The organism is Neobacillus piezotolerans (genome assembly GCF_003362805.1).
In the GTDB taxonomy this organism is placed as follows: domain Bacteria; phylum Bacillota; class Bacilli; order Bacillales; family Cytobacillaceae; genus Bacillus_D; species Bacillus_D piezotolerans.
This window is the reverse complement of sequence record NZ_QNQT01000007.1, coordinates 23,521-49,569: the sequence shown is the minus strand read 5'-3', so window position 1 is coordinate 49,569 and position 26,049 is coordinate 23,521. Positions and strand designations below refer to the sequence as shown.

23 protein-coding genes are annotated in these 26,049 nt (G+C 46.8%); 18 read left to right on the top strand and 5 right to left on the bottom strand.

What is annotated here, in order from left to right:
- The first annotated feature begins 73 nt into the window (after positions 1–73).
- Together DRW41_RS15115 and DRW41_RS15110 are read left to right on the top strand one after the other, a co-directional pair.
- A complete protein-coding gene (locus DRW41_RS15115) occupies positions 74–1,834 on the top strand; it encodes an ABC transporter ATP-binding protein (RefSeq protein WP_115452853.1) in 1,761 nt (586 codons plus the stop codon).
- Between the two features lie 48 nt (positions 1,835–1,882).
- Complete coding sequence (locus DRW41_RS15110) at positions 1,883–2,134, top strand: hypothetical protein (RefSeq protein WP_142752238.1); 252 nt, start codon at positions 1,883–1,885, stop codon at positions 2,132–2,134.
- Positions 2,135–2,458: 324 nt separating this feature from the next.
- On the opposite strand, the gene DRW41_RS15105 is transcribed toward DRW41_RS15110, so the two are convergent.
- Together DRW41_RS15105 and DRW41_RS15100 are read right to left on the bottom strand one after the other, a co-directional pair.
- Positions 2,459–3,541 carry an FUSC family protein gene (locus DRW41_RS15105; protein WP_115453017.1) on the bottom strand — a complete coding sequence of 361 codons (1,083 nt, stop codon included), beginning with the start codon at positions 3,539–3,541 and terminating at the stop codon, positions 2,459–2,461.
- 255 nt (positions 3,542–3,796) lie between these two features.
- Positions 3,797–5,092, bottom strand: a complete 1,296-nt coding sequence (locus tag DRW41_RS15100; protein WP_115452851.1) for a glutamate-1-semialdehyde 2,1-aminomutase — start codon at positions 5,090–5,092, stop codon at positions 3,797–3,799.
- A 214-nt stretch (positions 5,093–5,306) separates the two neighbouring features.
- Between DRW41_RS15100 and DRW41_RS15095 the strand changes: the two genes are divergently transcribed.
- From DRW41_RS15095 to DRW41_RS15085, 3 genes are read left to right on the top strand one after another with little or no spacing between them, the layout of a single operon-like run.
- Positions 5,307–6,320, top strand: coding sequence for an ABC transporter ATP-binding protein (locus DRW41_RS15095; protein ID WP_115452850.1), 1,014 nt, complete (start codon positions 5,307–5,309; stop codon positions 6,318–6,320).
- 10 nt (positions 6,321–6,330) lie between these two features.
- Entirely contained in the window at positions 6,331–7,122 is a 792-nt protein-coding gene (locus DRW41_RS15090) for an ABC transporter permease (protein ID WP_115452849.1), read from the top strand.
- A gap of 2 nt (positions 7,123–7,124) precedes the next feature.
- Complete coding sequence (locus DRW41_RS15085; RefSeq protein WP_115452848.1) at positions 7,125–7,910, top strand: ABC transporter permease; 786 nt, start codon at positions 7,125–7,127, stop codon at positions 7,908–7,910.
- Positions 7,911–8,181: 271 nt separating this feature from the next.
- Here the strand turns inward: DRW41_RS15085 and DRW41_RS15080 are convergent, their stop codons facing one another.
- On the bottom strand, positions 8,182–8,907 hold the full coding sequence (locus DRW41_RS15080) for a flagellar motor protein MotB (RefSeq protein ID WP_115452847.1): 726 nt from the start codon (positions 8,905–8,907) through the stop codon (positions 8,182–8,184).
- Entirely contained in the window at positions 8,904–9,704 is an 801-nt protein-coding gene (motA, locus tag DRW41_RS15075) for a flagellar motor stator protein MotA (RefSeq protein ID WP_115452846.1), read from the bottom strand. Before motA ends, DRW41_RS15080 begins: the two co-directional genes overlap by 4 nt.
- Positions 9,705–9,828: 124 nt before the next feature.
- Here motA and DRW41_RS15070 point away from each other — a divergent pair, with 124 nt between their 5' ends.
- The 11 genes from DRW41_RS15070 to fliD all read left to right on the top strand — a co-directional run bounded on the left by DRW41_RS15070 (position 9,829) and on the right by fliD (position 23,382).
- Positions 9,829–10,266 (top strand): YaaR family protein, encoded by a 438-nt coding sequence (locus DRW41_RS15070; RefSeq protein ID WP_115452845.1) that lies wholly within the window; start codon positions 9,829–9,831, stop codon positions 10,264–10,266.
- Positions 10,267–10,281: 15 nt separating this feature from the next.
- A complete protein-coding gene (locus DRW41_RS15065) occupies positions 10,282–11,121 on the top strand; it encodes a flagellar hook-basal body protein (RefSeq protein ID WP_115452844.1) in 840 nt (279 codons plus the stop codon).
- 6 nt (positions 11,122–11,127) lie between these two features.
- Positions 11,128–11,907, top strand: coding sequence for a flagellar hook-basal body protein (locus DRW41_RS15060; protein WP_115452843.1), 780 nt, complete (start codon positions 11,128–11,130; stop codon positions 11,905–11,907).
- Positions 11,908–12,049: 142 nt separating this feature from the next.
- A complete protein-coding gene (gene flgM, locus DRW41_RS15055; protein WP_115452842.1) occupies positions 12,050–12,316 on the top strand; it encodes a flagellar biosynthesis anti-sigma factor FlgM in 267 nt (88 codons plus the stop codon).
- Positions 12,309–12,776, top strand: a complete 468-nt coding sequence (locus tag DRW41_RS15050; protein ID WP_115452841.1) for a flagellar protein FlgN — start codon at positions 12,309–12,311, stop codon at positions 12,774–12,776. Before flgM ends, DRW41_RS15050 begins: the two co-directional genes overlap by 8 nt.
- Positions 12,777–12,787: 11 nt before the next feature.
- Positions 12,788–14,254, top strand: a complete 1,467-nt coding sequence (flgK, locus tag DRW41_RS15045; protein WP_115452840.1) for a flagellar hook-associated protein FlgK — start codon at positions 12,788–12,790, stop codon at positions 14,252–14,254.
- A gap of 24 nt (positions 14,255–14,278) precedes the next feature.
- Positions 14,279–15,157, top strand: coding sequence for a flagellar hook-associated protein FlgL (gene flgL, locus DRW41_RS15040; protein WP_115452839.1), 879 nt, complete (start codon positions 14,279–14,281; stop codon positions 15,155–15,157).
- 124 nt (positions 15,158–15,281) lie between these two features.
- Entirely contained in the window at positions 15,282–15,779 is a 498-nt protein-coding gene (locus DRW41_RS15035) for a PilZ domain-containing protein (protein WP_181884574.1), read from the top strand.
- A gap of 98 nt (positions 15,780–15,877) precedes the next feature.
- Positions 15,878–16,729: a flagellin N-terminal helical domain-containing protein gene (locus DRW41_RS15030; protein WP_115452837.1), complete on the top strand. Its 852-nt coding sequence runs from the start codon at positions 15,878–15,880 to the stop codon at positions 16,727–16,729.
- A 128-nt stretch (positions 16,730–16,857) separates the two neighbouring features.
- Complete coding sequence (locus tag DRW41_RS15025; protein WP_115452836.1) at positions 16,858–21,690, top strand: OmpL47-type beta-barrel domain-containing protein; 4,833 nt, start codon at positions 16,858–16,860, stop codon at positions 21,688–21,690.
- A 141-nt stretch (positions 21,691–21,831) separates the two neighbouring features.
- Positions 21,832–23,382: a flagellar filament capping protein FliD gene (gene fliD, locus DRW41_RS15020; RefSeq protein WP_115452835.1), complete on the top strand. Its 1,551-nt coding sequence runs from the start codon at positions 21,832–21,834 to the stop codon at positions 23,380–23,382.
- A gap of 74 nt (positions 23,383–23,456) precedes the next feature.
- Here fliD and DRW41_RS15015 read toward each other — a convergent pair whose 3' ends face one another.
- The gene (locus DRW41_RS15015; protein ID WP_115452834.1) at positions 23,457–24,152 is read right to left on the bottom strand and encodes a glucosaminidase domain-containing protein; all 696 of its coding nucleotides are present in this window, start codon (positions 24,150–24,152) and stop codon (positions 23,457–23,459) included.
- A 136-nt stretch (positions 24,153–24,288) separates the two neighbouring features.
- Here DRW41_RS15015 and DRW41_RS15010 point away from each other — a divergent pair, with 136 nt between their 5' ends.
- Positions 24,289–25,611, top strand: coding sequence for a flagellar hook-length control protein FliK (locus tag DRW41_RS15010; RefSeq protein ID WP_181884573.1), 1,323 nt, complete (start codon positions 24,289–24,291; stop codon positions 25,609–25,611).
- Positions 25,612–25,623: 12 nt separating this feature from the next.
- Positions 25,624–26,037: a flagellar hook capping FlgD N-terminal domain-containing protein gene (locus tag DRW41_RS15005; protein WP_115452832.1), complete on the top strand. Its 414-nt coding sequence runs from the start codon at positions 25,624–25,626 to the stop codon at positions 26,035–26,037.
- Positions 26,038–26,049: the final 12 nt, after the last annotated feature.

The window sequence follows — 26,049 nt, the reverse complement described above, 5'->3', positions numbered from 1 at the left end:
TTGATTAAATCAACAGGTTTTTGCTTGTCGTGAAGGCGCTCGCGCATTTTGTTTTAAAGGGGGAGGAACCAGTTTGGGCAGCATCCGGAGATATCTTCACTATGTTAAACCATACAAATGGCAAATAATCGGGACAATACTAATCGGGATCATTAAATTTGCCATTCCGCTTATTATTCCGATGCTTATTAAATATGTCGTCGATGATATCGTTGGCGGAACTATGCCAAAATCGGAGAAGCTGGACAAGCTATTTTGGATCATGGGAATCATGCTTGTCGTTTTTGTCGTTATGCGGCCGCCAATCGAGTATTACCGCCAATATTACGCCCAATGGACCTCCAGCAAAATCCTTTATGACATACGGGACCAATTGTATACCCACATGCAAAAACTTAGCTTCAAATATTACTCGAATACAAAAGCAGGCGAAGTAATCTCGCGTGTCATCAATGATGTGGAGCAGACGAAAGCATTCGTTATTTCGGGCTTAATGAACCTGTGGCTTGATGTCGCCACAATCCTGATCGCCATTGGCTTTATGTTTACAATGAATATAAAGCTGACAATCGTTTCGCTTGTCCTGTTCCCGCTCTATGCAATATCTGTAAAGTATTTTTTCGGAAATCTGAGGAGCCTGACCAGGAACCGGTCTCAGGCGCTCGCGGAGGTCCAGGGCTATCTCCATGAACGCGTACAGGGAATGGCTGTTATTAAAAGCTTCGCGATTGAAGAGCATGAACAAAAGCAATTTGACCGGACAAACAAGAATTTTTTACAAAAGGCGCTTGAACATACAAGCTGGAACGCCAAAGCGTTCGCGGTGGTCAATACAATTACGGACATCGCTCCGCTCATCGTCATCGGCTATTCGGGCTACCTTGTCATCGAAGGACAGCTGACGGTCGGGACGATGGTCGCCTTTATCGCCTATATTGACAGGCTTTATAATCCGCTTAGGAGGCTGGTGAACTCATCGACAACGATAACCCAGTCATTCGCTTCGATGGACCGTGTATTTGAATTCGCCGATGAAAAATACGATATCGTCGATGAACCGGGAGCGATTGACTGCACATCGGTCAACGGGCATATTTCCTTTGAAAATGTGAGTTTTTCCTATGGCGAAGGGGAGGAAATGGTCCTCAAAAATATTAATCTTGAAGCGAACAAAGGAGAAACGATTGCCCTGGTCGGGATGAGCGGCGGCGGGAAGTCGTCGCTCGTCAGTCTGATTCCAAGGTTTTATGATGTAACCGAAGGACGGATTCTGCTCGATGGAACGGATATCCGGAAATTCAAGGTCCAGACACTACGTGATAAAATTGGGGTCGTATTCCAGGATAATATCCTTTTCAGCGACTCGGTCCGGTCGAATATCCTGCTTGGAAAGCCGGGTGCAAGTGACGAGGAAGTGGAAGCGGCGGCCCAGGCAGCCAACGCGACGGAATTTATCGCGAATTTGCCGGAGGGCTATGAAACGAAGGTCGGCGAACGGGGGGTCAAGCTATCCGGCGGCCAAAAGCAGCGGATCGCGATTGCCCGTGTATTCCTGAAAAATCCGCCAATCTTGATCCTCGATGAAGCCACATCGGCACTCGACCTAGAAAGCGAGCACCAAATCCAAGAGGCGCTAGAAAAGCTCGCGAAGGACAGGACGACCTTCATCGTCGCGCACCGCCTGTCGACAATTACCCATGCCGATAAAATTGTCCTCATTGAACATGGCCGGATAATGGAAATCGGCACCCACGAAGAATTAATGGAGAAGCAAGGCAGCTACTACCGACTTTTCCAGGTCCAGCAGCTCGAACAAAAAACCGGAACGGAGTAATGGCTCCGAACTGGTTTTTTTGTGGTGGGTGGTTTCCGTTTGGTCGGAATGCCGAAGATTGAATTAACAGCAAAAGTATTTGAAATGCAAGAGTGGTTAATTAATTGTAAATTAGAAGGTGCCTCATGTTTGGACAGCAAAGTGAATTTTCAAGGATTCGTGTCCAAAGGGCGACCGCGATTGCCGGAGGGCTATGAAACGAAGGTCGGCGAACGGCAAAGATCCCCGATGTTTGGACAGCAAAGTGAATTGTCAAGGGTTGTCTGTCCAAAGATGCCCGATGTTTGGACAGCAAAGTGAATTTTTAAGGTATGCGTGTCCAAAGATCCCCGATGTTTGGACAGCAAAGTGAATTTTCAAGGAATGCGTGTCCAAAGATACCGCATGTTTGGACAGCAAAGTGAATTTTCAAGGAATGCGTGTCCAAAGATACCGCATGTTTGGACAGTAAAGTGAATTTTCAAGGGATGCGTGTCCAAAGATACCTGATGTTTGGACAGTAAAGTGAATTTTTAAGGTATCCGTGTCCAAAGATCCCTATCAGAAGGCACACTTTTTAAAAAATTAGCCTTTTTCAAACAACGAAGCACCAGGTTACCCTGGTGCTCACATTCAACAAAAATACTATTCCAAAACCTGTTCCTCGATTGCGACTTCGTTTTCGCCCTGATGATAGGACAAAAAGCTTGTTACAAGCGTATCCAGATGCTCGACGTGTTCTCCATAATCAAGGATGGCAGAAAAGATTTGCATCGTATGGTAAAGGTGGTTATCGTCTTCTTCCTCATACTCCTTTTGCCTTGTGATGAAAAGGCGGAAAACTTCACGTTTGTCGAGGCATTGGACCTGGCCGTCCTGCGCAGCCTCCTGACGCACTTTCCCGATATATTTGAGCATGATTTGTTCATGCATCGTAATCAAGCAGTCAAGCTGTTCCAGGATTGACTGCTTGAAATGGTCCGGAAGCAGATGGTATTCATTTTCAAAGCGATGAAGCCGGTTTAGCGTCTCCAGTGCCCGCCTTGAAGTGGAAATCATGTTCCTGTAGATGACAAGCTTACGCGCTTTGACGGCGTCATCGCGCTTGAAATACTTCCTTTCCTCCTTATACATCGTATAAATGAGGTCCGCTCTCGAAAGGGTTTCCTTTAACTTATCGATTTCGTTTTTAAGCAAATTATGATCGGATGCGTTCCGGGCAGTCAGCCTGATCCAGCGGATAATATCCCCGGTCGCATCGGATATTTTATGGTACAGCCTGTTTTCATACCGCGGCGGTAGGAAAACGAGGTTAACAACAAACGCCGAGAAAACGCCGAGCATAATCGTCAAAAACCGGATTGCCGCAAATTCAAGGAACTGGTCGCCAGGTGACTCCATAATCGAAATGAGTGTTACGAGCGAAAGTCCGATTGTATTTTCAAGTTTTAGTTTAAGGTTAATTGTAATGACTATAATGACAGCTATGCCGATTACGACGATATGATTGCCAAGAACGAGAACAAAGGCTGTCGCAAATAACGCCCCGATGAAATTCCCCTGTACCTGTTCAAGGATGGATTGGTAGGACCTATAGATTGTTGGCTGTACCGCGAAAATGGCGGCAATCCCGGCCATTACCGGCGACGGCACGTTCAGAAGCTCGCTGAGCAACAGCGATAGCATAATAGCGATGCCAGTCTTTAAAATACGCGCACCTAACTTCATTGGAAAAATTCCCTTCACTACATTTCTCTATTACAGCAAGTATAGCCGATATTAATTTACTGTCCAGCTTTGTGGTAAAAAAGGCGGTCTGCCCTGAAAAGAAGCAGGCTCTCCTTTACTTTTTCTCTATTTTATTCGTGTTAAACAATTTTGTACTATACTATGGGAACGGAAGCAAAGCAAGTAAATTTTTTATTAAAAGTGGGTTTCTGGATATAAAAAACCAGAAGCCGCAATAGCTTCTGGTTTCGATAATTACTCATTCATTAGTGAATAAAACGCATTGTCAACCGCATGGAGCGTCGCCTCGATGTCTTCTGCCGTGTGGGCGATGGTAACAAACCACGCTTCGTATTTGGAAGGGGCCAGATTGATGCCCTGGTGCAGCATCAGCTTGAAGAACCGCGCGAACATTTCGCCGTCCGTGTTTTCCGCCTGCTCGTAGTTTTCAACCTTTTCTGTTGTAAAATAAATCGTCAGCGCGCCTTTTAGCCTGTTGATTGTAATTGGCACACCATGCCTTTTTGCCGCTTCAAGTATGCCGTTTTCAAGCATTTCGCCAAGGCGGTCAAGGTATTCGTACACACCATCCTGTTTAAGGACTTCAAGGCAAGCAATCCCGGAGAGCATCGATGCGGGGTTTCCGGCCATCGTCCCTGCCTGGTATGCCGGCCCGAGCGGCGCAACCTTTTCCATGATTTCCTGTTTGCCCCCGTACGCGCCGATTGGCAGCCCGCCGCCAATGATTTTGCCAAGCGCGGTCAAATCAGGCGTGATGCCGAGAAGGTCCTGCGCGCCTCCGTACATAAAACGAAACGCGGTGATAACTTCATCAAAAATGAGAAGAGCGCCAGCAGCGTGGGTAAGCTCTTTTACCTGCTCCAGGAAACCGGGCTTCGGTTCGACAATGCCGAAGTTGCCGACAATCGGTTCAATCATGACAGCCGCGACCTTGTCGCCCCATTTTTCAAGCGCGTCCTTTAAAGGTTCAATTTCGTTAAACGGAACGGTGATCACTTCCTGGGCAATGCTTTTTGGCACGCCGGCGGAATCAGGGGTACCCAATGTGGAAGGGCCAGAGCCTGCCGCTACAAGGACAAGGTCGGAGTGCCCGTGGTAGCAGCCCGCGAACTTGATGATTTTATCCCGGCCGGTGAAGGCGCGGGCGACACGGATTGTTGTCATGACCGCTTCCGTGCCCGAGTTCACGAAGCGCACCTTGTCCATTCCGGGCATCGCTTCCTGCAGCATTTGTGCAAGGGTGATTTCATGGGGAGTCGGAGTTCCATACAATACGCCGCTCTCCGCCGCTTTTTTGATTGCCTTCGTGATATGCGGGTGGGCGTGCCCGGCGATGATCGGCCCGTACGCCGCAAGATAATCGATGTACTGGTTCCCGTCGACATCCCAGAAGTATGCTCCGGCCGCGCGCTCCATCACAACCGGGGAACCTCCGCCAACCGCCTTATAGGAACGGGAAGGGCTGTTCACCCCGCCGACGATATGTTCAAGCGCTTCCTTATGTAATTTTTCAGAATTGGAAAAGTTCATTGTGCAAGCCTCCTCGTCATTTACTTTCCTATAATAGCATTGTTTTCTTCACATCGCTGAATTTTCAGCAGAATTTAAGATAAGCTGAAATTTTAAGAAAGTTACCTATATTCATTGTATATCCGCATATTTCATAATAATGCGGGAAAGTTGTACTGTGGGCTGTGATTGGATAAACTGATTTGTTAGAGCACAGCTTTTTGGAGGACTGAATATGAATCAACATAATGCTATTGAAGTAGCCGGGTTGCGGAAGGAGTTCAAATCGCACTCAAGCCGTTCCGGCCTCGCGGGTGCTTTCCGCGACTTGTTTACACGCAACTATAAAATCGTGCCTGCCGTGAATGATATCAGCTTCAATGTGAAGCAGGGGGAGATGGTTGGCTACATCGGCGAAAACGGAGCCGGAAAGTCGACGACAATCAAGATGCTCACAGGTATTTTGACGCCAACTTCCGGAAAAATCATCGTCAATGGGATGGATCCTCATAAGGAACGGGAGCGGTTCGTCCAGACAATCGGCGTCGTTTTCGGCCAGCGCTCCCAGCTCTGGTGGGATATAGCCGTCCAGGAATCGTTCCGGCTTTTGAAAAAAGTCTATAAAGTCTCCGATGCGGATTACAATTCTCATATGGACCATGTCATCAAAACACTTGATATCGGGCCGCTGCTGGACAAGCCCGTCCGGAAGCTATCCCTTGGGCAAAGGATGCGCTGCGAGCTTGCGGCCGCGCTGATCCATAACCCGCCGCTGTTGTTCCTTGATGAACCGACGATTGGCCTCGATGTGCTCGTCAAACTGCGAATCCGCGATTTTTTAAAGGAAATCAATGAAAAATACAACACGACCATCCTGTTGACGACCCATGACCTTTCCGATATCGAGGCTCTTTGCGAGCGGGTCATCATGCTTGATGAGGGGAGCATAATTTATGACGGGCCGCTGAACGACCTGAAGGAAAAATGGGCGGAAGGCAAACAGCTTCAATTCGAATTTCTTGAAAAAGTTGATTTGTCCGCACTTCAGCATGTAACTACGGGAATGCCTGTCAAATGGGAAATGGACGAAAAAGGCCAGGTGTTCACTGCCCAGACAGATGATATCGACGAAGTCATTTCCCAGGTAATTTCCAGAGTTGTTTCTTCATTTAAAATAAAGGATATTAAAATCAACGAAATATCCACAGAAGAAATCATCCGCAATATTTACGAAAAAGGTTCTGCATAGGAGGCGGCAGATGGATAAGTATCTTGAAATGGTTCGGATGCGGTTTTTGATGATGCTGGCCTACCGGACAAACTACTATACTGGAATACTTATTTACAGCATCAATTTTGGCGCGTACTATTTTCTTTGGACCGCGATTTACGGGGGCAAGGAAAGCATACAGGGGCTCTCCGTAAGCCAGATGACAACCTACGTCGCGATTGCTTGGATGGCGAGGGCGTTTTATTTTAATAACCTGGACCGTGAAATGGCGCTGGAAATCATGGAAGGAAAAGTGGCGATAGAATTGATCCGGCCCTACAGCTACCTTGGCATGAAAACAATGCAGGGATTTGGCGAAGGGATTTTCCGGCTGCTGTTTTTCTCAGTGCCCGGGATGGTAATCGTCTCGCTCATATTCCCGGTAAGGCTGATGTGGGACCCCGCTGTCTGGGGATTGTTCGCTGTATCGATTTTATTCAGCTTCCTTATCAACACGCAAATCAATCTTTTAACAGGGATAACGACGTTTTTCTTATATAATAATGCTGGGCTGATTCGAGCGAAACGTGTGGTTATTGATTTGTTTTCGGGCCTGCTTTTGCCAATGAGCTTTTTTCCGGGCTGGGCCCAGGAAATCATGAAGTATTTGCCGTTTCAGGGGATCAGCTATATCCCGAGCATGATTGTCACCAAGGGTTTTTCACATGGACAGGCGCTTGAGGCGATCCTCCAGCAGGCTGTCTGGGTGCTCATCCTGTTCGTTCCAATCTTCATTCTGTGGCAGCTTGCCAAAAAACAGCTTGTTATTCAGGGGGGCTGACCGTGTTTTATGCATCAATGTTCTTTCAATATGCCGCGCAGTATATGAAAACAAGGCTCCAATACAGGGCTGACCTCCTAGTTGAAATTTTTTCAGACCTATTGTCCCAGGCTGTAAACTTTATCTTCATCCTTGTCGTCTTCGGCCATACATCGCTACTAAACGGCTGGACCAGGGATGAAATTATCTTCATTTATGGCTTTTTCCTCGTCCCTTATGCGGTTTTTTCGGCGTTCTTCAATATTTGGGATTTCAATGAGCGGTACATTGTCAAAGGGGAACTGGACAGGATTTTGACGAGGCCAATCCATAGCCTGTTCCAGATAATCCTGGAGCGGCTTGAACTTGAAGGGCTCTTTGGCGCGGTTACCGGCATTGCGGTCATGCTCTATGCTGGCCACAATCTCGGCCTGCAATGGTCATGGGCCGATCCGTTCATTTTCCTGCTGTTTGTGGCAGGCGGAGCGCTCATTTATGGGGGCGTGTTTGTCATGCTAGCCTGCATCAGCTTTTGGGCCGACGCCCGGACCTCGATTATGCCGATGATGTACAACATTGGGAATTACGGGCGCTATCCGGTCGACATCTACAACAAGGCGATCCGGATTGTGCTCACATGGATTTTGCCGTTCGCGTTCGTCGGCGTATACCCAGCAGCCTTTTTTCTCGGTAGGGAAGAGTGGTACGGCTACGCATTTCTCACGCCGGTTATGGGAGTTATCTTCTTTGCGGTTTCTGTACTCATGTGGAATCAGGGAGTAAAGCAATATAGGGGTGCGGGGAACTAGAAAAGCGGAAGCGCCCGTTAAGCGCCGTATGGACTGGAGGGCCCCGATGGAGATAAAGGAAACACGAAGAGCGGAGCGAATCGATGTTGACTTATCGTAGCGAGGGGACCGAAGTACACTAGGCGCTGGGCGCTGCAGCTAGACAAGAAAAGCGGAAGCGCCCGCTTAGCGCCGTATGGACCGGCTATTATTACTAAAAGAAAAACGCCTTCCGAATTAGCAAATCGGGAGGCGTTTTGTTATTTTGAAAAAGCTTTAACGTCAGTTGATCCTACTGCCTCAAGATGACGATTGTCACCCGGCGGTTGGACTGGCGGTTTTCATCCGAGTCGTTAGGGACCAGGGGATGGTATTCCCCGAAACCGGAAAACTGAAGCCTGCTGGCCTTTACGTTTTTCGACTCGAAATAATGAAGGACGCTCGCCGCCCTTGCGGATGAAAGTTCCCAGTTTGTCCTGTAAATCGTATTGGTGGCGGGCACGTTGTCGGTATGTCCTTCAATGCTGACCGGGTTCGGAACGGTGTTGATTAGGCCGACCATGCCGTCGAGGGTTTTAAAGGAACGCGGCTTCAATTCAGCCTTCCCTGAGTCAAAAAGGATAACGTCCTTCAAAGAAACTTCAATCCCTTTTTTAGATTCTTGCAGCGAAACAACGGCCTGTAATTTATTATTCTTAATATAATTTTCAAGCTTTATTTTCAACCCATCAAGCTCAGTATCTTTTTTGTCTTCCTTTGGCGGTTCAATCACTGGTGTTTCCGGAGTTGGTAAATGCGGTGACAGCCCCGCGTTCTTATCGGGAATCTTCGTCCCGGTCAGTTCAGACTTGAACGATTCCATAAGGTACTGGTATTTGGCGACATCAATCGTACTTGCGGCATACAAAACGATAAACAAAGCGAGTAAAAGCGTCAACAAGTCAGCATAAGGGATAAGCCATGATTCATCGATGTGCCCGTCATCGCCATGTTCAAATTTTTTTCTGCGCTTCCTCATGCCGATTTCTCCTCAAGCAATGCGCCCTTGTCCAGGTTTTCATACTCTTTCCGTTCCGACAAAGGAATATGGACGGTCAGCTTTTTCTCCAGCGCGCCGGGTAAAATTCCTTCGTAAATGGCCAACAGCCCTTCGATAATGATAAGCTTCGAGTCCTGTTCACGCTTAGAAATGCGCTTCAGTTTGTTTGCAAGCGGATGCCAGAGGACATAACCTGAAAAAATCCCAAGAAGGGTAGCGATGAAAGCGGCCGAGATAGAATGACCGATTTTTTCAATTTCCGAAAGGGAACCAAGTGCGGCAATCAACCCGACTACTGCGCCCAGAACGCCTAGAGTAGGGGCATAGGTTCCAGCCTGGGTAAAAATAAGAGCCCCGGCCTGGTGCCTCATTTGAATGGCTTCGACTTCTTCAAATAAAACTTCCTCGATAAATTCAGCTTCGTATCCATCGATGATCATTTCCAGTCCCTTTTTAAAAAAAGGATCCGTTGTCGACTCGGCAATTCCCTCCAACGCCAGAAAGCCTTCTTTTTTGGCAATCTCTGCGCATGCAATTAATTTTGCAATTGTTTCTGCTTTGGAAGGAAGCTTTGGTTCGAAAAGCGCAATTTTCAACAATTTAGGGAACTTTTTCATTTCCCTGAAAGGAAATGCGATATACAGGGCTGCCGCCGTTCCCCCAAAAATTATCAAAAATGCGGCAGGGTTATTCAGGGAAGCAAGTGGAGCGCCCTTTAAAACCATCCCAAAACCAATAGCCAGCAATGCCAAAATAATTCCAAAAATACTAGACATGAATTTCTCCTTTGGTTTATCCTTTAATTTAACGTGATACTAGCCATTGTAAAGGACAAGGGAAAATTCGACAATTGTATTTTTTAAAAAAAATTTTAAACCGGCGTGACAGAGGAGGGCCAAATTGAAGATACAGCAAAGCCACGGAATCGGCCAGGAACGCCTTTTGACAGTAAGGGAACGGGGCAGGGAAACGCCCTCATTCCAACAAATTTTCGTGGACAGGCAAGCTGGTCTGAGCCAGGAGCGGCTCCAGACCCTGTTGGTCCAATTGGATAGAAATGGAAATCGGCTTGCGGTTTCAAGAACGATCCAGGATTTATTTGCGTACAAGCAGACAATCAAGGAATTTCTTCAGGAAGTTGTCCAAAATGGGTTTTCCCTCGAGGAACATCACAGCTTCCAGCAGAATGGCCGCGAGAAAAAGCTGATTTTAATAAAACAGGTGGACACCCACCTGCTCGAATTATCCGACCAGGTTTTTGACAAGCAAACCACGACTGTAAGCCTGCTTGACAAACTGGGCGAGATAAAAGGACTATTGGTAAATATTTACATGTAAAAAGGGGGAGACAACATGCTTAGAGGGATTGATTCCGCGGCGTCGGGAATGATCGCGCTCCAGCGGAAGCAGGATGCGCTGACGAACAACCTGGCCAACGCGGAAACGCCCGGCTTTAAACAGGACGCGAGCCCGCTCCGTTCTTTTCCAGAGGTTTTGCTTCAGCAAATCCGCGGCAAGGAAAGCGTGGCGGAGGCAAGGATGGGAACCTTATCGATGGGCGTATACAACCAGGAAACGCTGCCGCTGTTTTTACAGGGGACGCTTACGGAAACGAACATGCCGTTTGATGTGGCGATAAGCGATCAGGGAATCGCGCCAATCGAGGTGGATGGGCGGACTGTAAAGCCAACGGCATTTTTTGCGGTCCAAACTTCGGATGGTGCTATGAGGCTGACCCGGAATGGCCGTTTTTCCGTCAATGAAAACGGCGAGCTTGTTACGGCCACGGGGGATTTTGTTTTAGGGAAAAACGGAAACAGGATTACGGGGCTTGACCCGCAGTTGAAGGATGTATCAATCAATTCGGACGGAGATATCATCGCTTTTCCGAATGATCCGCAAAGGACGAGGACAATCGGATCGATTGGGATGGTGATTGTTGAAAATCCGAACAGGCTGATTAAAAGAGCCAATGGACAATTCGAGCTTGATGAACCGGGAATGGTGATGGTCACAGGCAATCTGCCCGCCGGCGTGCAGCTGCATCAGAAAATGCTCGAGCAGTCGAATGTCGATCTATCGCAGACCATTACGGACATGATGGCCAACATCCGCTTGTACGAGGCGAACCAGAAAGTTCTCCAGACATACGACAAATCATTAGAGCAGTTGAATACGATTGGAAGGGTATAAAAAATTATGAGCTCATCACTCTTTATCGCAACGTCGGGAATCAAGGCATACCAGGGTAAGCTTGATACAATTGCCAACAACATCGCGAATGTTGATTCGGCCGGATATAAGCGCAGGGAAGCGGCGTTTTCCGAAAACTTGGCCGCATCCATCCGGCACCAGCCGGAAACGGAGAAGGAAGTGGGGCGCCTGTCGCCGGACGGGCTGAGGGTTTCCTATGGTTCGCGGATTGCCTCGACGCCTTTGGATCTAGCGCAGGGTGCGCCGAAGCAAACGGACCAGCCATTCGATTTCATGATTGAGGGCGACGGTTACTTCCAGGTTCGCCGCGCATCCGGGACCGGGACTGAAATTTTATACACAAGAAACGGGGCATTTCAGAAATCGCCAGTAGGTCCGGGGAGATACCAGCTAGTCAACGCGCAAGGCGATGTCCTGCTCGGACGCAACGGTAATCCGATTGAACTGAATGAAAACGGCGCCTTCACAGTAGCAGCCGACGGCACGATTGAAGGAACCGGCCAGCAAATCGGGCTCGTTGGTTTTGCGAATCCGCAGCTCCTTAAAAACGAGGGTGGCGTTTACCGGCTGACCGGCGGAAATGTTTTCATGGCCCCGGGTGATTCGTATATGATCAGGCAGGGATTCCTGGAAGGCTCGAATGTCAGCCTTGACCAGGAAATGACCGATATGATCAAGGCGCAGCGAGGTTTCCAGGCAAACTCAAGGGCGCTTAGCTATGCGGACCAGATGATGGGAATCGCGAATGGAATCATGAGGACATAGCATCAACGATACGGCGTTCGCACTAAAGATAGTGCCCGCCGTTTTTTTTATTTTTTTTCTTAAAACAGTGAAAACCCCCTAGTCGTCCAAAGATAGCAGGCCGATACATGAGGTAAGAGAAGTTTGAAAGGAGCGGGCCGTAATGAAAATTAATCCATCCAACCGAATCGATGCTGCCTATCAGGCTTATCGGAAGAATCAGCCCAGCCGCGCGGAAGGAACAAAGAAGGACAAGGTTGATACAGTAGAGTTATCAAACGAGGCGCAGCTTCAAATTCAAAAAGATAAAGAATTAAGGATACAGCAATTGAAATCGCAAATTGAAAACGGCACATACAAAGTGGACAGCGAAAAAATCGCCGATAAATTGATTTCGCTGTGGAATTCCGGGGCAAAGCTGGATGAATAAGCTTCTGGAAGTACTGCAGCTATTGGCGGATTTGCATAACAAGCTTCTGGATACAGCAAAAAGGAAACAGGAGATTTTGATTTCAGGGGACATACAGCAGCTTCTCCCTTTGATTTCCGAGGAGTCCAAGCTCCTTAAACGAATCAAACAGGCAGAGGAAGAGCGCACAAGAGCGCTCGGTGAGGATGTGAACCTGTCATTTTCGAGGCTGATCGAGCAGCAGCCCGAGGGCGACCTGAAAGAAAAATTGAAATCGATATTAAGCGTACTTCAGCAGCGGTTCGAGGAAATCGGCCGGGTCAACCATTTGAACCAGCAGCTACTCGAACAATCGCTCACATATACACAATACATGATCAATCAAATCCTGCCTGCATCAGAAGGACCAGGCCTTTACAGCGCAGGGGCAAACCCGAAGGAAATGAACGAATCCGTTCGGCTGTTTGACGCAAAAGCATAGGGGAGAACGAAATGTATTCTACCTTTCACGGTTTGGAAGTAGGGAAAAGGGCCATCCTTTCACAGCAAACGGCCCTTACCGTCACAGGACATAATATTGCGAACGCGAATACAAAAGGTTACACAAGGCAGGAAGCAGTCCTAGGGGCAACAACGCCGCTGTCCTCTCCGGGCATTCAAAACGGGACGCTTCCAATGCAGCTCGGAACAGGAGTCGAAGTATCCGAATTCCGGAGAATCAGGGAAGGTTTCCTCGATAAGCAATTCCAAAACCTGAACCAAGAGGCGGGCAAATGGGATGCAAAATCCGGAAGCCTATCCGCTCTTGAGAGTATTTTCAATGATTTGTCAGACGGAGGTCTTGATGGGTCAATCCAGCGTTTCTGGCAAAGCCTGCAGGAGCTTGCGAAAAGGCCGGACGATTTATCGGCCAGGGTTGTCGCGGCCGCATCAGGGAAGGAAGTTGCCGACCGGCTCAACCAAATCCATTCGGATATCGGGATGATTGAAACGAGTATCGCTGACCAGCTAAGTGTGAAGGCGAACGAAATCAATACCACCGCGAAGGAAATTGCTTCCCTCAATTTGAGAATTGCCCAAGTCGTCGCTGGGGGAAATCAGCCAAATGATTTGCTCGACAAGCGTGATTTACTCTTGGATAAGCTTTCAAGGCTTGTTGATATTGAAGCGGACCCTGGGCCGAATGGCCAAGTGAATGTGTTGATAGGCGGATCGCAATTGATAAATGGCGGCAACCTGGATAAGTCTTTTGCCATTGATCCAATTACCAAGACGCCAACAATGGGGGGAGCTCCTGTCACATTAAAAGGCGGAGAAGTTCAGGGCCTGCTTGAAACCCATGGCTATACAACGGGCGGAACTACGGTCGGTACGATCCCCGCACTAAAGACGAAGCTGGATGATCTCGCAAAGGCTATCGCTGACAGCATCAATGGAATCCATGCAAGTGATGATGCGAGAAGCCTGGAGTATTTTGATAAAAAGAAAAACGATCCAACAGTACAGCCTGATAAGCTGCTGTTCTTTGTTGATAAAAACGATCCGACACAGCCGCCTTCAAGCGCGGACAGCATCATGGTCAACCCCCTTCTGAAGGATTTCCCGGCGAAGATTGCCGCGGCCGCCATCGAGAATATCGGTGATGGCTCGAATGCTAAAGCGATGAGCGATATGCTTCAAGGAAAACTAACAATTGGCGGGACAATCGCTTCAGTTGGCGATTATTATAAGACAATTATCGGGGATCTTGGGACCGACATACAGGCTGCAAATAATCGGAGCGCTAACGCGAATGCGATGGTCCAACAGACTGAGAATCAACGGCAGTCCATTTCCGGTGTTTCCATTGATGAAGAATTGACGAATATGGTCCGGTACCAGCAGGCGTACAATGCCGCGGCCCGCTATGTATCCGCTGTGAACGACATGCTGAATGTGCTGATCAACGGGATGAAGTAAAGTTTTGCTGAAAGGAGGATTAGGATGCGCGTAACACAAATAATGATAAACAATCAATTCCTACAGAATCTTCATAAAAACAACCGGTCGGTCGAGACGATTCAAGGGCAAATCGCTTCAGGAAAACTTCATGATAAAGTTTCATCCAACCCGGGAGCCACTTTAAAGAGTCTTTCACACAAATCCGATTTGGCGAAACTCGAACAATACCAGAAAAACGCCCAGGACGGAATTGATTGGAGCCTCGCGATGGATGACGCGCTCGATGACGTGACCGGGGTTATGCAACGGGTCCGTGAGCTTGCACTCCAAGGAAGCAATGATACGTTCAGCCCGGTGGACAGGAAGAACATCGCAATCGAAATGCGCTCGCTCCTTAATCAGGCGGGAACCATCGCGAACACCCGGTTTGGCAACGGTTATTTGTTTTCCGGGACCGACATTGAAGGCCAGCCATTTTCGAATGGCGCCTTGCAACCAGTAAGTGCGGAAGGCATGAAGTGGCAGATTGGCAAAGGTTTGAATGCGGAAGTGAAGGTAAGCGCCGATTCGGTTTTCGGCCATACAGAAGGCGGAAGGGATCTTTTCCAAATGATGACGGACCTTGCTGATAAGTTGGAAATAGGGGGGAATTCGGAGAACTTCCTTTCGGAAATTGATGGTCATTTGGACAATGTCCTGGCTCAACGGGCCACAGTCGGTTCCAGTCAAAAACTTCTGGAGCAGGCGTCGAGCCGGTTGGAACAGGCTCATTTTTTGACGGAGAAAATGCTGACCGAATTGGAAGGAACCGATATCGCCAAAGCATTCACTGAACTATCACTACAGGAATCGGCGATTAAAGCCTCGCTTTCAGCCGGTGCGAAAATGATGCAGCTAAGCCTTGCTGATTTCCTGCGCTAAATTAATCACTCGGCAGAGCGGGCAGGAACTGGGAATACGGTTTAATAGTGTGAACATCCCCATCCAGCCAACTAGGAGTGGGGATGTTTTATTTTTAGGTAACCTTATGGGGAGAGTGCTGGGCATGCAAGATCAACAGCTTATCATAGTAGGAGCTTTAGTGGTTTTATTCCTCATTGCGGCTATTTTTCTTTTTTTAAAAAACAGAAAGTCTACTAGCCCGATAGAGGCAAAAAATGAGGAAAAAATAGAAAATAAGAGAGAGAACTTCAGGGTCCATGTGGACGAGGACGATTCGTTAATGGTGGTCAAAAAAATAGGCCCGGATAGTGTGAACAAGGAATATACATGTAAACTCGTTGATATCAGCGCGGGAGGGGCGGGCGTCTTTTGTGAGGAGGATTTTCCTCTAAAGGATCAGATATTCGTCATACTCCATTTCTCTTTGAACCATGAGCAATTCAAATTCAACGGCAGGATTGTCCGGAAAATCGAAAGTCTCGGAAGGAAACACTCACTCTATGGAATCCAGTTTCTTGACATGCCCGAAGCGGATGGAAACCGGCTCATAAAAGAAATCATCGCCATCGAAAACAACAGAAGAAAAATATCAATAAAATAAAAAAATTTATCGAAAACCCTCTACACTTTTAAAAACACTGTCGATACATAGAAGTACAGAGGGAAAATATTTCCTCAATAAAAGGAGGGTACATAAAAATGAGAATCAACAACAATATCGGAGCTCTTAACACTCATCGCCAAATGTCCATCAACACTACTAACCAGGCAAAAAATATGGAAAAGCTTTCTTCCGGTCTTAAGATCAACCGTGGCGCGGATGATGCTGCAGGACTATCAATCTCCGAAAAAATGCGCGCGCAAATCCGCGGCCTGGATCGCGCAGCACAAAACGCTCAAGATGGTATCTCGATGATTCAAACAGCTGACGGTGCAATGAACGAATCGCATGCAATCCTACAGCGTATGAGAGAATTAACTGTTCAAGCAGGGAATGATACTAACTCTGATAATGAAAGAACTGCAATTAAAGGTGAACTTGATCAGCTAGCTGAAACTCTTGAAGATATTTCAAATAGAACGCAGTTTAATGGTCAGAAACTATTAGCAGGTGGAACTGATGCTGATGCTGTGGGTAACGCAGGAGTAGTTACACTTCAAACTGGTGCAAATAGCGCTGAAACAGTCACTGTAGATTTTACTGCAACAAAAAGTGTTGAACTAGCAAGTGTTGTTACTACTGTTAAAGCTCTTGATGTTACAGATGCTGCAAAAGCTGCTATATCATTAACATCTCTTGATGGAGCGATTGACAAAGTATCTACTGGGCGTGCCTACCTAGGTGCAGTACAAAACCGTTTGGAGTACACTATCAACAACCTGAACTCCAGCTCTCAAAACACTCAAGCTGCTGAGTCCCGTATCCGTGACGTTGACATGGCTAAGGAAGTTGTTGAAAACAGCAAGAACGGTATCCTTGCTCAAGCTGCACAAGCAATGCTTGCTCAAGCTAACCAACAGCCACAAAGCGTTCTTCAATTGCTACGTTAATTTTAATTTAAAATGGCCATTGGGTTTCCGATGGCCGTTTTTTATACCCTTTTTTACATAAAATTCAAATAAAATGTATAAAAAACCTCATCACCATACAACTTTTTAACGAAAGGCAGGCAAAACCCATGGGAAAGAAAAGCTCAAAAATTCCCGTATTTTTACTAATATTGATTCTCCTCTACCAACTGGTTTTACCGTTTGGGAATGCGACTGCTTTTGCTAACACAAGCGTGCTTCCGCCAAGCAATCTCGCATATCAATCTATCACTCCAGATGATGGAAGGTTGACCTGGAATACAGTTTTCGGCGCGACTGGCTACAAAGTCTATGAAATTAAGGATGGCCAAATCGTTCCTCTTGGTACTACGTCCTCAACAAGCTACAGTCTGAATGACCAACTGGAAGGATCTTACCGTTATGTCGTTTCAACATTAACGAGTGAAGGTGAATCGGGTCCATCCGCTCCTGTAAGTGTGGAAATTGTGTACCCGAATATGGCGGCGCCTGCCAAGGTGACTTCATCCATCCGTAATGGCAATGATATTTCACTTAGTTGGGACGCATCCCTATATGCAACCAGCTACAATGTTTATCAAATCAATGAAGCGGGAGAGAAAAACTTACTTACTTCCACGGCTTCCAGGACTTATACACTGACGAAAGCCCAAGAGGGCAACTATGTTTTTGCAATTTCTGCATCACATAACCTGTACGGTGAATCACCGGTGTCTGATTCGGTTAATGTAGATCTTACCAACCCTGTAATGGAGGCTCCTGCGAATTTGTCCTTTACAGTCAGCAATGGAACCGATGTAACGCTAAAATGGCAGGCATCTTCTTATGCAGTGAACTACAAGGTTTACGAAGTGATTGAAGGTCAAAAACAATTGCTGAATACAACTACCAGCACTTCCCTTACACTAAAAAACGTGTCAGCGGGAGACCATAGCTACATTGTGCATTCATACAGTGACAGATTCGGGGAATCAACCGAAGGTAGCGGGGTAACGCTTACGGTCAGCACAATCGTGATGCAGGCTCCAGGGAGTGCGACAGTAAAAATTCAAAATATCAATGACGCCGCTCTCAGCTGGACATCCGCAGCATATGCGACAGCCTACAAAGTGTATCAAATTGTGAATGGCGAAAGGATTCTGAAAAGCACTGTGACCGGAACGGCTATTACGTATTCGAAGCTTCCGGCTGGCAGCTATCAATACGAAGTCTACTCTTTCAGCGATAAATTTGGCGAGTCTGAAACGGGAGCCGCGGTTTCATTTACAATCGATGCCGTTCAAATTCAGCCTCCCGCGGATGTAACCTATAAGGTGCAAAACGGCAATGATTTTGTGCTTAATTGGACCGTTGCCGCCAATGCCGAAAATTACAATGTCTATAAAATTGCCGATGGCAAAAGGACATTGCTGCGGACGGTTACAGGGACGACAACTACTTTCACAAACCAGGCCGCTGGGGAATATGTCATAGTTGTAACTGCGAACAGCAGCCGTTTCGGTGAATCTGCTGAAGGAACAACGATTTCTTTTACATTGGATCAAATCATCCTTCAGGCGCCGCAAAACCTGGCGTATGAGCTCAAGAATGTAAATGATGTTTATTTCACATGGTCTCCTGTAGTGTTTGCTGACAGTTACAAAGTCTATCAAGTTGTCGATGGCAAAAAGATTTTAAAAGCAACCGTATCAAGCACTTCCAGCACACTTACAAACTTGCCTGAAGGAGTGCATGATTACAGGATTTATGCATACAGTTCCCGTTTTGGAGAATCAGGTGAAGGGACATCGGCCACCGTTTCAATTAATTACCCTGTTATGGCGGCTCCTCAAAACCCGGTGGTAACAATGACAAGCCCTACTTCATTTACGCTGGGCTGGGATTTAGTCGACTATGCGACGAACTATAAAGTTTATCAAATTGTTAATGGACAAAAAGTGCTTAAAAATACTGTAACGGGTAAAACTGTTTCATTCAGCAACATGGCCCCTGGGCCATACAGCTATGAAGTTTATTCGTATTCCACAAGATTTGGAGAATCGAAAATCGGCACTTCTTTTGAAGTCAAAGTGGATGAGCAGGCACTGCAGGCTCCAGATACGATTTCTTTTACAGTAGCAAACGGAAATGACATAACGATTAAATGGTCAGCCGTCCAATATGCGACCGGCTATAAGGTCTACCAGGTGGCGGATGGAAAGGAAACATTGATTCGCACACTTACCGCGACATCTACTACCGTGACGAACCTGCCTGAAGGGGAATTCACTTACCGTGTTAGGGCTTATTCAACACTGCTCGGTGATTCTCCGTATAGCGCTGAAATGAAAGGTACAATTATCTTTCCGGTTATGGATAAGCCATCCAACGTAACAGCAACTATAGCAAACGGCAACGATATTACAATAAAATGGAATGTTGCCACACACGCAACCTCTTATAAGGTTTACCAAGTTATCGATGGCGGGAAGGTTTTGGCCAAGACAGTAACGAGCACGACACTGACATTGGCGAACTTGCCAGAGGGAGACTATACCTATGTTGTCCACTCCGTTAGTGACCGATTCGGTGAATCCCCTGAAGGAAGTGCGGTAAATAGTAAAATCATTTTCCCGGTCATGCAGGCGCCAACAAATTTTACACAAACGATATCAAACGGAAATGACTTCTCGCTCCGCTGGAATGGATCCACTTATGCGAATGGTTATCGGATTTACCAGATTCGTAACGGCGAAAAGAGTTTAGTCAAAACCGTGACTGGCACATCGACCAGCTTCACAAATATGCCAGAGGGCGATTATACGTACGTCGTCCATTCATACAGTGACCGTTTCGGGGAGTCTCCGGAAGGAAGTTCCGTCACGTTTAATCTCACATGGCCGGTCGTCCAGGCACCTAAATTGCTGAGCGGAAATGTGTTTGACGCGAACAACATTACCCTTTCGTGGCCATCTGCTACATGGGCGAACGAATACAGGGTCTATAAAGTTAAGGGAGATACTAAAGAGCTCCTTTACAAAGGGCCAGCGCTAACTTATAAGGTTTATAACCTGACAGAGGAAACTCATTCCTTTGAAGTAACGGCTTATAGTACCCGCTTTGGGGAATCCATCCCTTCAAACCGCTTGGAGCAGAAAATTGTGTATCCGATTATGGGCGTTCCTACAGCATCCCTGAAACTGCTAAGTCAAACGAGCGCGCTGATCACATGGGATTTCGTCACTTACGCGAACGGTTATAATATCTATGAGTTAATTGGCGAAGAACGAGTCCTGGTAGCAGGGAAAATCAACAACCTCAGCTACACGCTGCAAAACCTGACATATGCGAATCACGAATACGTTGTTACATCTTACAGCAATTCATTTGGGGAATCGGATCCGTCGGAAATTTTGCTTGCAAAGCTGATTGTTGACACAAAGCCTCCAGAAACTGCTTTTGAAGGGCCAGAGGGCTGGTCAACGGATAATGTTTCGGTGACTCTTCATCCTACCGATGATGAGACAGGAGTGAAAAGGACATTTTACTCCTTGAATGACGGGCCTATTACAGAAGGAACATCGATTTTAGTCACAATGGAAGGCTACAATAAAGTTTCCTATCACTCTGTAGACAATGCCGGAAACATGGAACAAGTAAAGACAGCGTATGTCTGGATTGATAAAACCGCGCCTGAAACTGCGATCAATTCGATTCCGGAATTTTCACAGAGCGTAACAATTGAGTTGACAGGATTCGATGGCCTCAGCAAAATAGGCCATACTTTCTACTCAATTAACGGTTCCGATTTCATCGAAGGCACTTCTTTTACAGTAGAAAAAGAGGGTGTCAATACGGTTAAGTACTTCTCAGTGGATCAGGCGGGGAATAGGGAAGAAGCAAAAACAGTAGAAGTGAAAATTGATAGAACCGCGCCAACAACTGAAACTAAAATCCCAGTTTCATGGGTAAATGAGGCTGTCAGCGTTTCCCTAAAACCGGCAGATGAGGCAAGTGGAATTAAAGCGACGTTCTATTCGGTTAACGGTTCTGAATACATCGAGGGCACTTTGTTTACAGTAGAGCAAGAGGGAGTCAATAAGATTAAGTACTTCTCGGTCGATCTAGCGGGTAACAGGGAAGGAGCCAAAACAGCTGAAATCAAAATTGATAAAACGGCACCTGTGACAACAGCAACTCTTCCTTCAGGCTGGGTGAAAAACGATGTTCTCGTGTCATTAACCTCCGCCGACAACATCAGCAAAGATGTGAAGACGTACTACTCAATCGATGGTTCCGATTTTGTTGAAGGCACTTCTTTTAAAATCAGCAAAGAAGGAATTACGAAAATAGCTTATTATTCTGTTGATGAAGCCAAAAATGCCGAAGAAATCAAAACAGCCGAGGTGAAAATCGATAAATCTTCTCCAGAAGTGGCGATTTTCACGGAAACAGAATACGAACTTGGTTCTGTTTTAACGCTGGATTATGCGGCTTTTGACAGAATTTCGGAAGTAGCCTCAAATGTGCTGAAGGTTAATGGAAAAACATATTCCAAGGGTAACCGCATCACACTTGACCAGCCTGGGGAATACAAAATCCAGCTTTCGGTGACCGATGCAGCTGGATGGACAACCACCCAGGAAAAAACATTCACTGTGTTCATTCCGATTTCCATTGAAGTGCTTCCGAAAGTAATCACAGGGAATAAAGGCATCTTCACAGTAAAAGCGGACTTGCCGAAAGAATTCCAGTCTCTCAACTTTGATGTCAAATCGGTTACCTTGAATGGCGTTATTCCAAAAGCGGATAACAACGGCTTGCAAAAACAGGCGGAAAAAGGCCACTTCAAGTTTGAACGGGAAGATTTCAAATGGGAGAAGGGCGATCTGATCGTTGAACTCCGCGGTTACCTGGAAAATAACTATTTGGTAATAGCGAAAACAACAATAAAAGTTAAATAAACCTTGGGTCCCGGAAATCTTTCCGGGGCTTTTTTTTCAAAAAAATACCTGACCATAAATATTTTCGGTTTTCCCCTCTACTTTCAAAACTTTTATGCCGATACACGTAGTTAAAAGACACTTTGCGCGAGGTGAAGGTGGATGAACACATCCTCTGTTACGAGAATTACCGGGCTTGCATCCGGATTGGACACTGAATCGATTGTAAAAAAACTGATGGATGTTGAAAGGATTCCGCTTAACCAGCTTAAGCAGAAACAGCAGAAGCAGACGTGGCTTCTCGACTCCTACCGCCAATTGAATTCCGACTTCCTTGCATTCCGGAATTCAACACTGTTCAACATGAAACTTTCAAGCTCCTACAATACTTATGAAGTGGGCTCCAGCCTCCCGAATGCCATTACCGGTACAGGAACAGGAAGTTCGGTCCAGGGTTCTTACTCAATCGGAGTGAAACAATTGGCCAGCCAGGCGGCGTTCACGGGGAATAATGTCCAGCTGGATCCAACGAAAACAATGGCGGAGCTTGGCCAACTTACTCAGGATACTTCGTTTACTGTAAGCGTAACCGACCCGGCGAATCCTTCAACGGTCCAAACGGCGACGATTAAAATCCTAACCACAGATAAAATTGGTGATGTTGTTTCAAAAATCAATGGCGCTATTGACGATACAAGCAAAAAAAGCCTAGGGCTCCAGGCTTTTTACGATGCTAATCTTAAACAGTTCACAATGAGGACAAAAGCGACAGGTGAAGTGGCAAAAATAGACCTGAGCGGCAATACAAATCAGGCCAGCCTTGATTTTCTTGGTAAAACTCTTGGTTTGGATACAACAAAACCCGTTGCAACCGGCAAGAATGCACACATCATTTTTGACGGAAAAGACATAACTAATTTGTCCACAAACAATGCGACCATTATGGGGATAAACTTCAGTTTCAAGAGTACAACGCTTGACGGTTCAGGGAACGTTCAGACAAGCAATGTCACAGTTACCCGCAGCGTAGAAGCGGAAGTTAAGAATATAAAAGATTTTGTAGAAAAATATAATTCCCTGCTCGATCGCCTGAATAAGCTTGTAAATGAACCTGTTTATCGGGATTACCGGCCCCTTCTAGATGACCAGAAAACGGACATGTCTGAAAAGCAAATCGAGAAATGGGAAGAAAAAGCGAAGAGCGGTTTGTTCAGGAATGACAGTATTCTAACCGGGTTGCTCAATAAGATGCGCGGCATTATGAATTCAACTGTCAGCACGGGAAGTTCCTATAATTCGCTGAGTTCGATCGGAATTGGTTCCAAAAGCTATCAGGATCGCGGCAAGTTATATATCGATGAAGCAAAATTAACCGCCGCCATCCAGGCGGACCCGGACGCGGTTCAAAAGCTATTTTCACAAGTAGGGGATACGGCCGCGGGCACAAACGGCTTTGTCAACCAGCTGGCCGACGAAATGCAAACGGCGATTTCCCAATTGACAAAAAAAGCGGGAGTGACGGGAAGTTCGCAAATGGATCAAAGCACGGTCGGAAGGCTTTTGGCCAGAATCCAAAACGATATTGACCGCCAAACCGACAGGCTGTTCCGAAAAGAAGACCAATACTACAGGCAGTTTACCGAAATGGAAAAAGCAATTTCTAAATTCAACTCGCAAAGCTCCTGGCTGTACCAGCAGTCCGGCGGCATGTAAGCATAATTTGCCATTCAACTAGCGCTGCTTTCCGGCGATGGCTAGGGAATAATCGGATAAAAAAAGAGGCCGATTTATGCAAAATCGGTCTCAGATGTTAAAGCTGCAAACTGCTTATTAACGCCTTTCACCCAATGATTGTTCAGGTTCGTAGGGTCATTGGCGGCGCCGATCGGGGCGTACTTCGCGCCAATTTGCGCAATCGTCATTTTTCCTTTATCAAGATAATTTTGGCGGAGGTTTCTCGCCATATCGAAAATGCTTTCCTTGACGGAAGGATATGTTTTCAACCCATCCTTGCCCATCATCCCGGCAACGTTAAACTTAAACCGCGCCGCGTTTGAGGTCCCATTCCCGGTTTCGTGGATGGAAATGGCGGCAAGAAGCGCCGGGCTAATCTCGTATTTTCGGCCGGCCTCAACGAAGAATTCGCCTGTGTTTTCGAGGATGCCTCCAAGGCGGCTGTTGAGTGCCGAAGCCTCAACCCCCGTGCTGGCCAGATTCTGTTGCGCGCCGCTTAAACCGGATGCAGGGGCATTTTCCAAAGTAGGTGGCCCGAAAGAAGGATTCTCCGGAAGGCGAGTGGCTATCCCGGCATTCCCGGGTTCCATCTGATTGCCCTGGGCTTTAAGAAGGGCCTGCTCCAAAAGAATTTGGAACGCGCTATTTGATAATCCGAACGCGCCAAGGCGGCTGCTTTGATTAAAAAGGGCTGTGTCCATAAGCGTTTTATATAAAAACCAATTGCTGGATAAAGGTCCGACAGTCATGATTTTCGCTCCTTCATGTTAGTCTGCTATTATTTTAACTTGTTTTCTTCCAAAATCAACAGGCTCTATTAAAAAATTACACTATTGTCATATTATGTGAAGTGGATTACTATACTTAGTATCCTTGTTGCTGCCATTGGAATTTCAATTAGTAGGTGAAAAGATGATACAGCCAACTGCATTGGGAAATGTAAATAAAGCCGCTCCGGGTAAGGCTCAGGGAACGGAAGCGTCCGCCACGGCGTCCTTCGATCTCCTTCTCCAGATGGCAAGCGGGGAAGCCGAGGGGGAACAAAAAGCGATGGATGCAGGGGAAGGTTTGGTTGATATGCTAGCTCCATTCCTCCTTGCCAACCAGCCGAAGAATCTAGCGGCGCAGGCTAATCCTTCGCCAATTGCGGCGGAAACGAAGGCCACAGGCCAGGATGGAGCGGAAGCGGAAGCCGGGCTCTTGAGGCTTCAGCCAAAAGAGGAGGTTGCCCCGCAGAACGAAAAGCAGTGGAATCTTTCCGTTTTGCACAAACTCACAAATGCCACCGGTCCTGCTTTAAATGTCAACGCCAACACGCCTAACGCCAACATGCCAAATGCCAATGTTGCCATAATTGCGGAACTGCAAAAAGTGCCGGTTGAAAAACTGGTACAGGACCTGGAGGGTTACCGGCCAACAGATGGCTCATCCATCACGATTGGCCAGCAAGAGACTGAGCAGAAACCGGATAGCCAGGTTGTCCCGCAAAAAGAGACGGGTTTCCAAAATGGGAAAAAACATCAAGCGGAACTGCTTCCGGAAGGGTTTAAACTTTCCGCTGAAACAGGGAAAGAAGCAGCAGCCTTCACACCATCAGAAACTGATGTGGCAGCTGAAGCCCCTGCGGTTGCCGATCCGGATGGCCAGATTCACTCCAATGATTCACGTCCGGCACATACACCGCAGCATCTCTTTGGCAGCGATGTTCCGGTCCTAAGGGCAAACCAATTCGAACAGGACATTAAACAAATTTTCCAATCCGCCCTTCAGCAGCAAGCTGCTACCGAAGGAAAGGACGGAATGAAACAGGCCGTCAGTTTTCAAAAGCTTGTGGATGGAACTGAAGCAATTATCAAACTTTCGCCAGAGCATTTAGGGAATATCGAGGTGAAGGTGAAATTCCAGGATGGACAAGTAAAAGCAGAATTTTTTGCTAGCACTCATCAGGGAAAAGACCTGCTTGAAACCCATGTAAATGCATTAAGATCAGCCCTCGAAGTTCAGGGGCTTCAGGTTGGAAAGATTGATATTCAGCAGCAAACCAGTTCAGGTTTCATGGGAGCTTTTTCACAAAGAGGCGATACTAACCCGAGACAGGGACAACAGGAATCAAGGAAACGCGGCGAGGAAAAAATCCCCGCAAACGAAAAATACCAGGATTACGGTTTGGATATGGAATCCTATTCACAAATAAATACGACAGCCTAAGGGGGAAGAGACTTGGCATCGATTCAATCGGTAAACTCCTACTCAGCTACAGGGGCAGGCGCTGTTAAAAAGCAGGAGCTTGGAAAAGAGGCATTCCTGAAAATATTGGTTACCCAGCTCCAGCAACAAGACCCGACCCAGCCGCAGAAAGACGGCGAGTTCATTGGGCAAATGGCCCAGCTGAGTGTTCTCGAACAGCTTTCAAATTTAAACAAGTCGCTTACAGCCTATTTGGAATCATCAAATAACATAAGCCAATACTCATACGTTATGGGAAATAAGGTAACCTGGACAAACCCGGAAACAAACGCGCAGGAAAGCGGAGTTGTCACAGGAGTTCACTATAGAGACAATCTTGTCTATTTCAAAGTCGGCGATCAGGAAATTCTGTCAAGTGCCATCACTTCCATGGAATTGGAAAAATAACAGGAGGAAAAC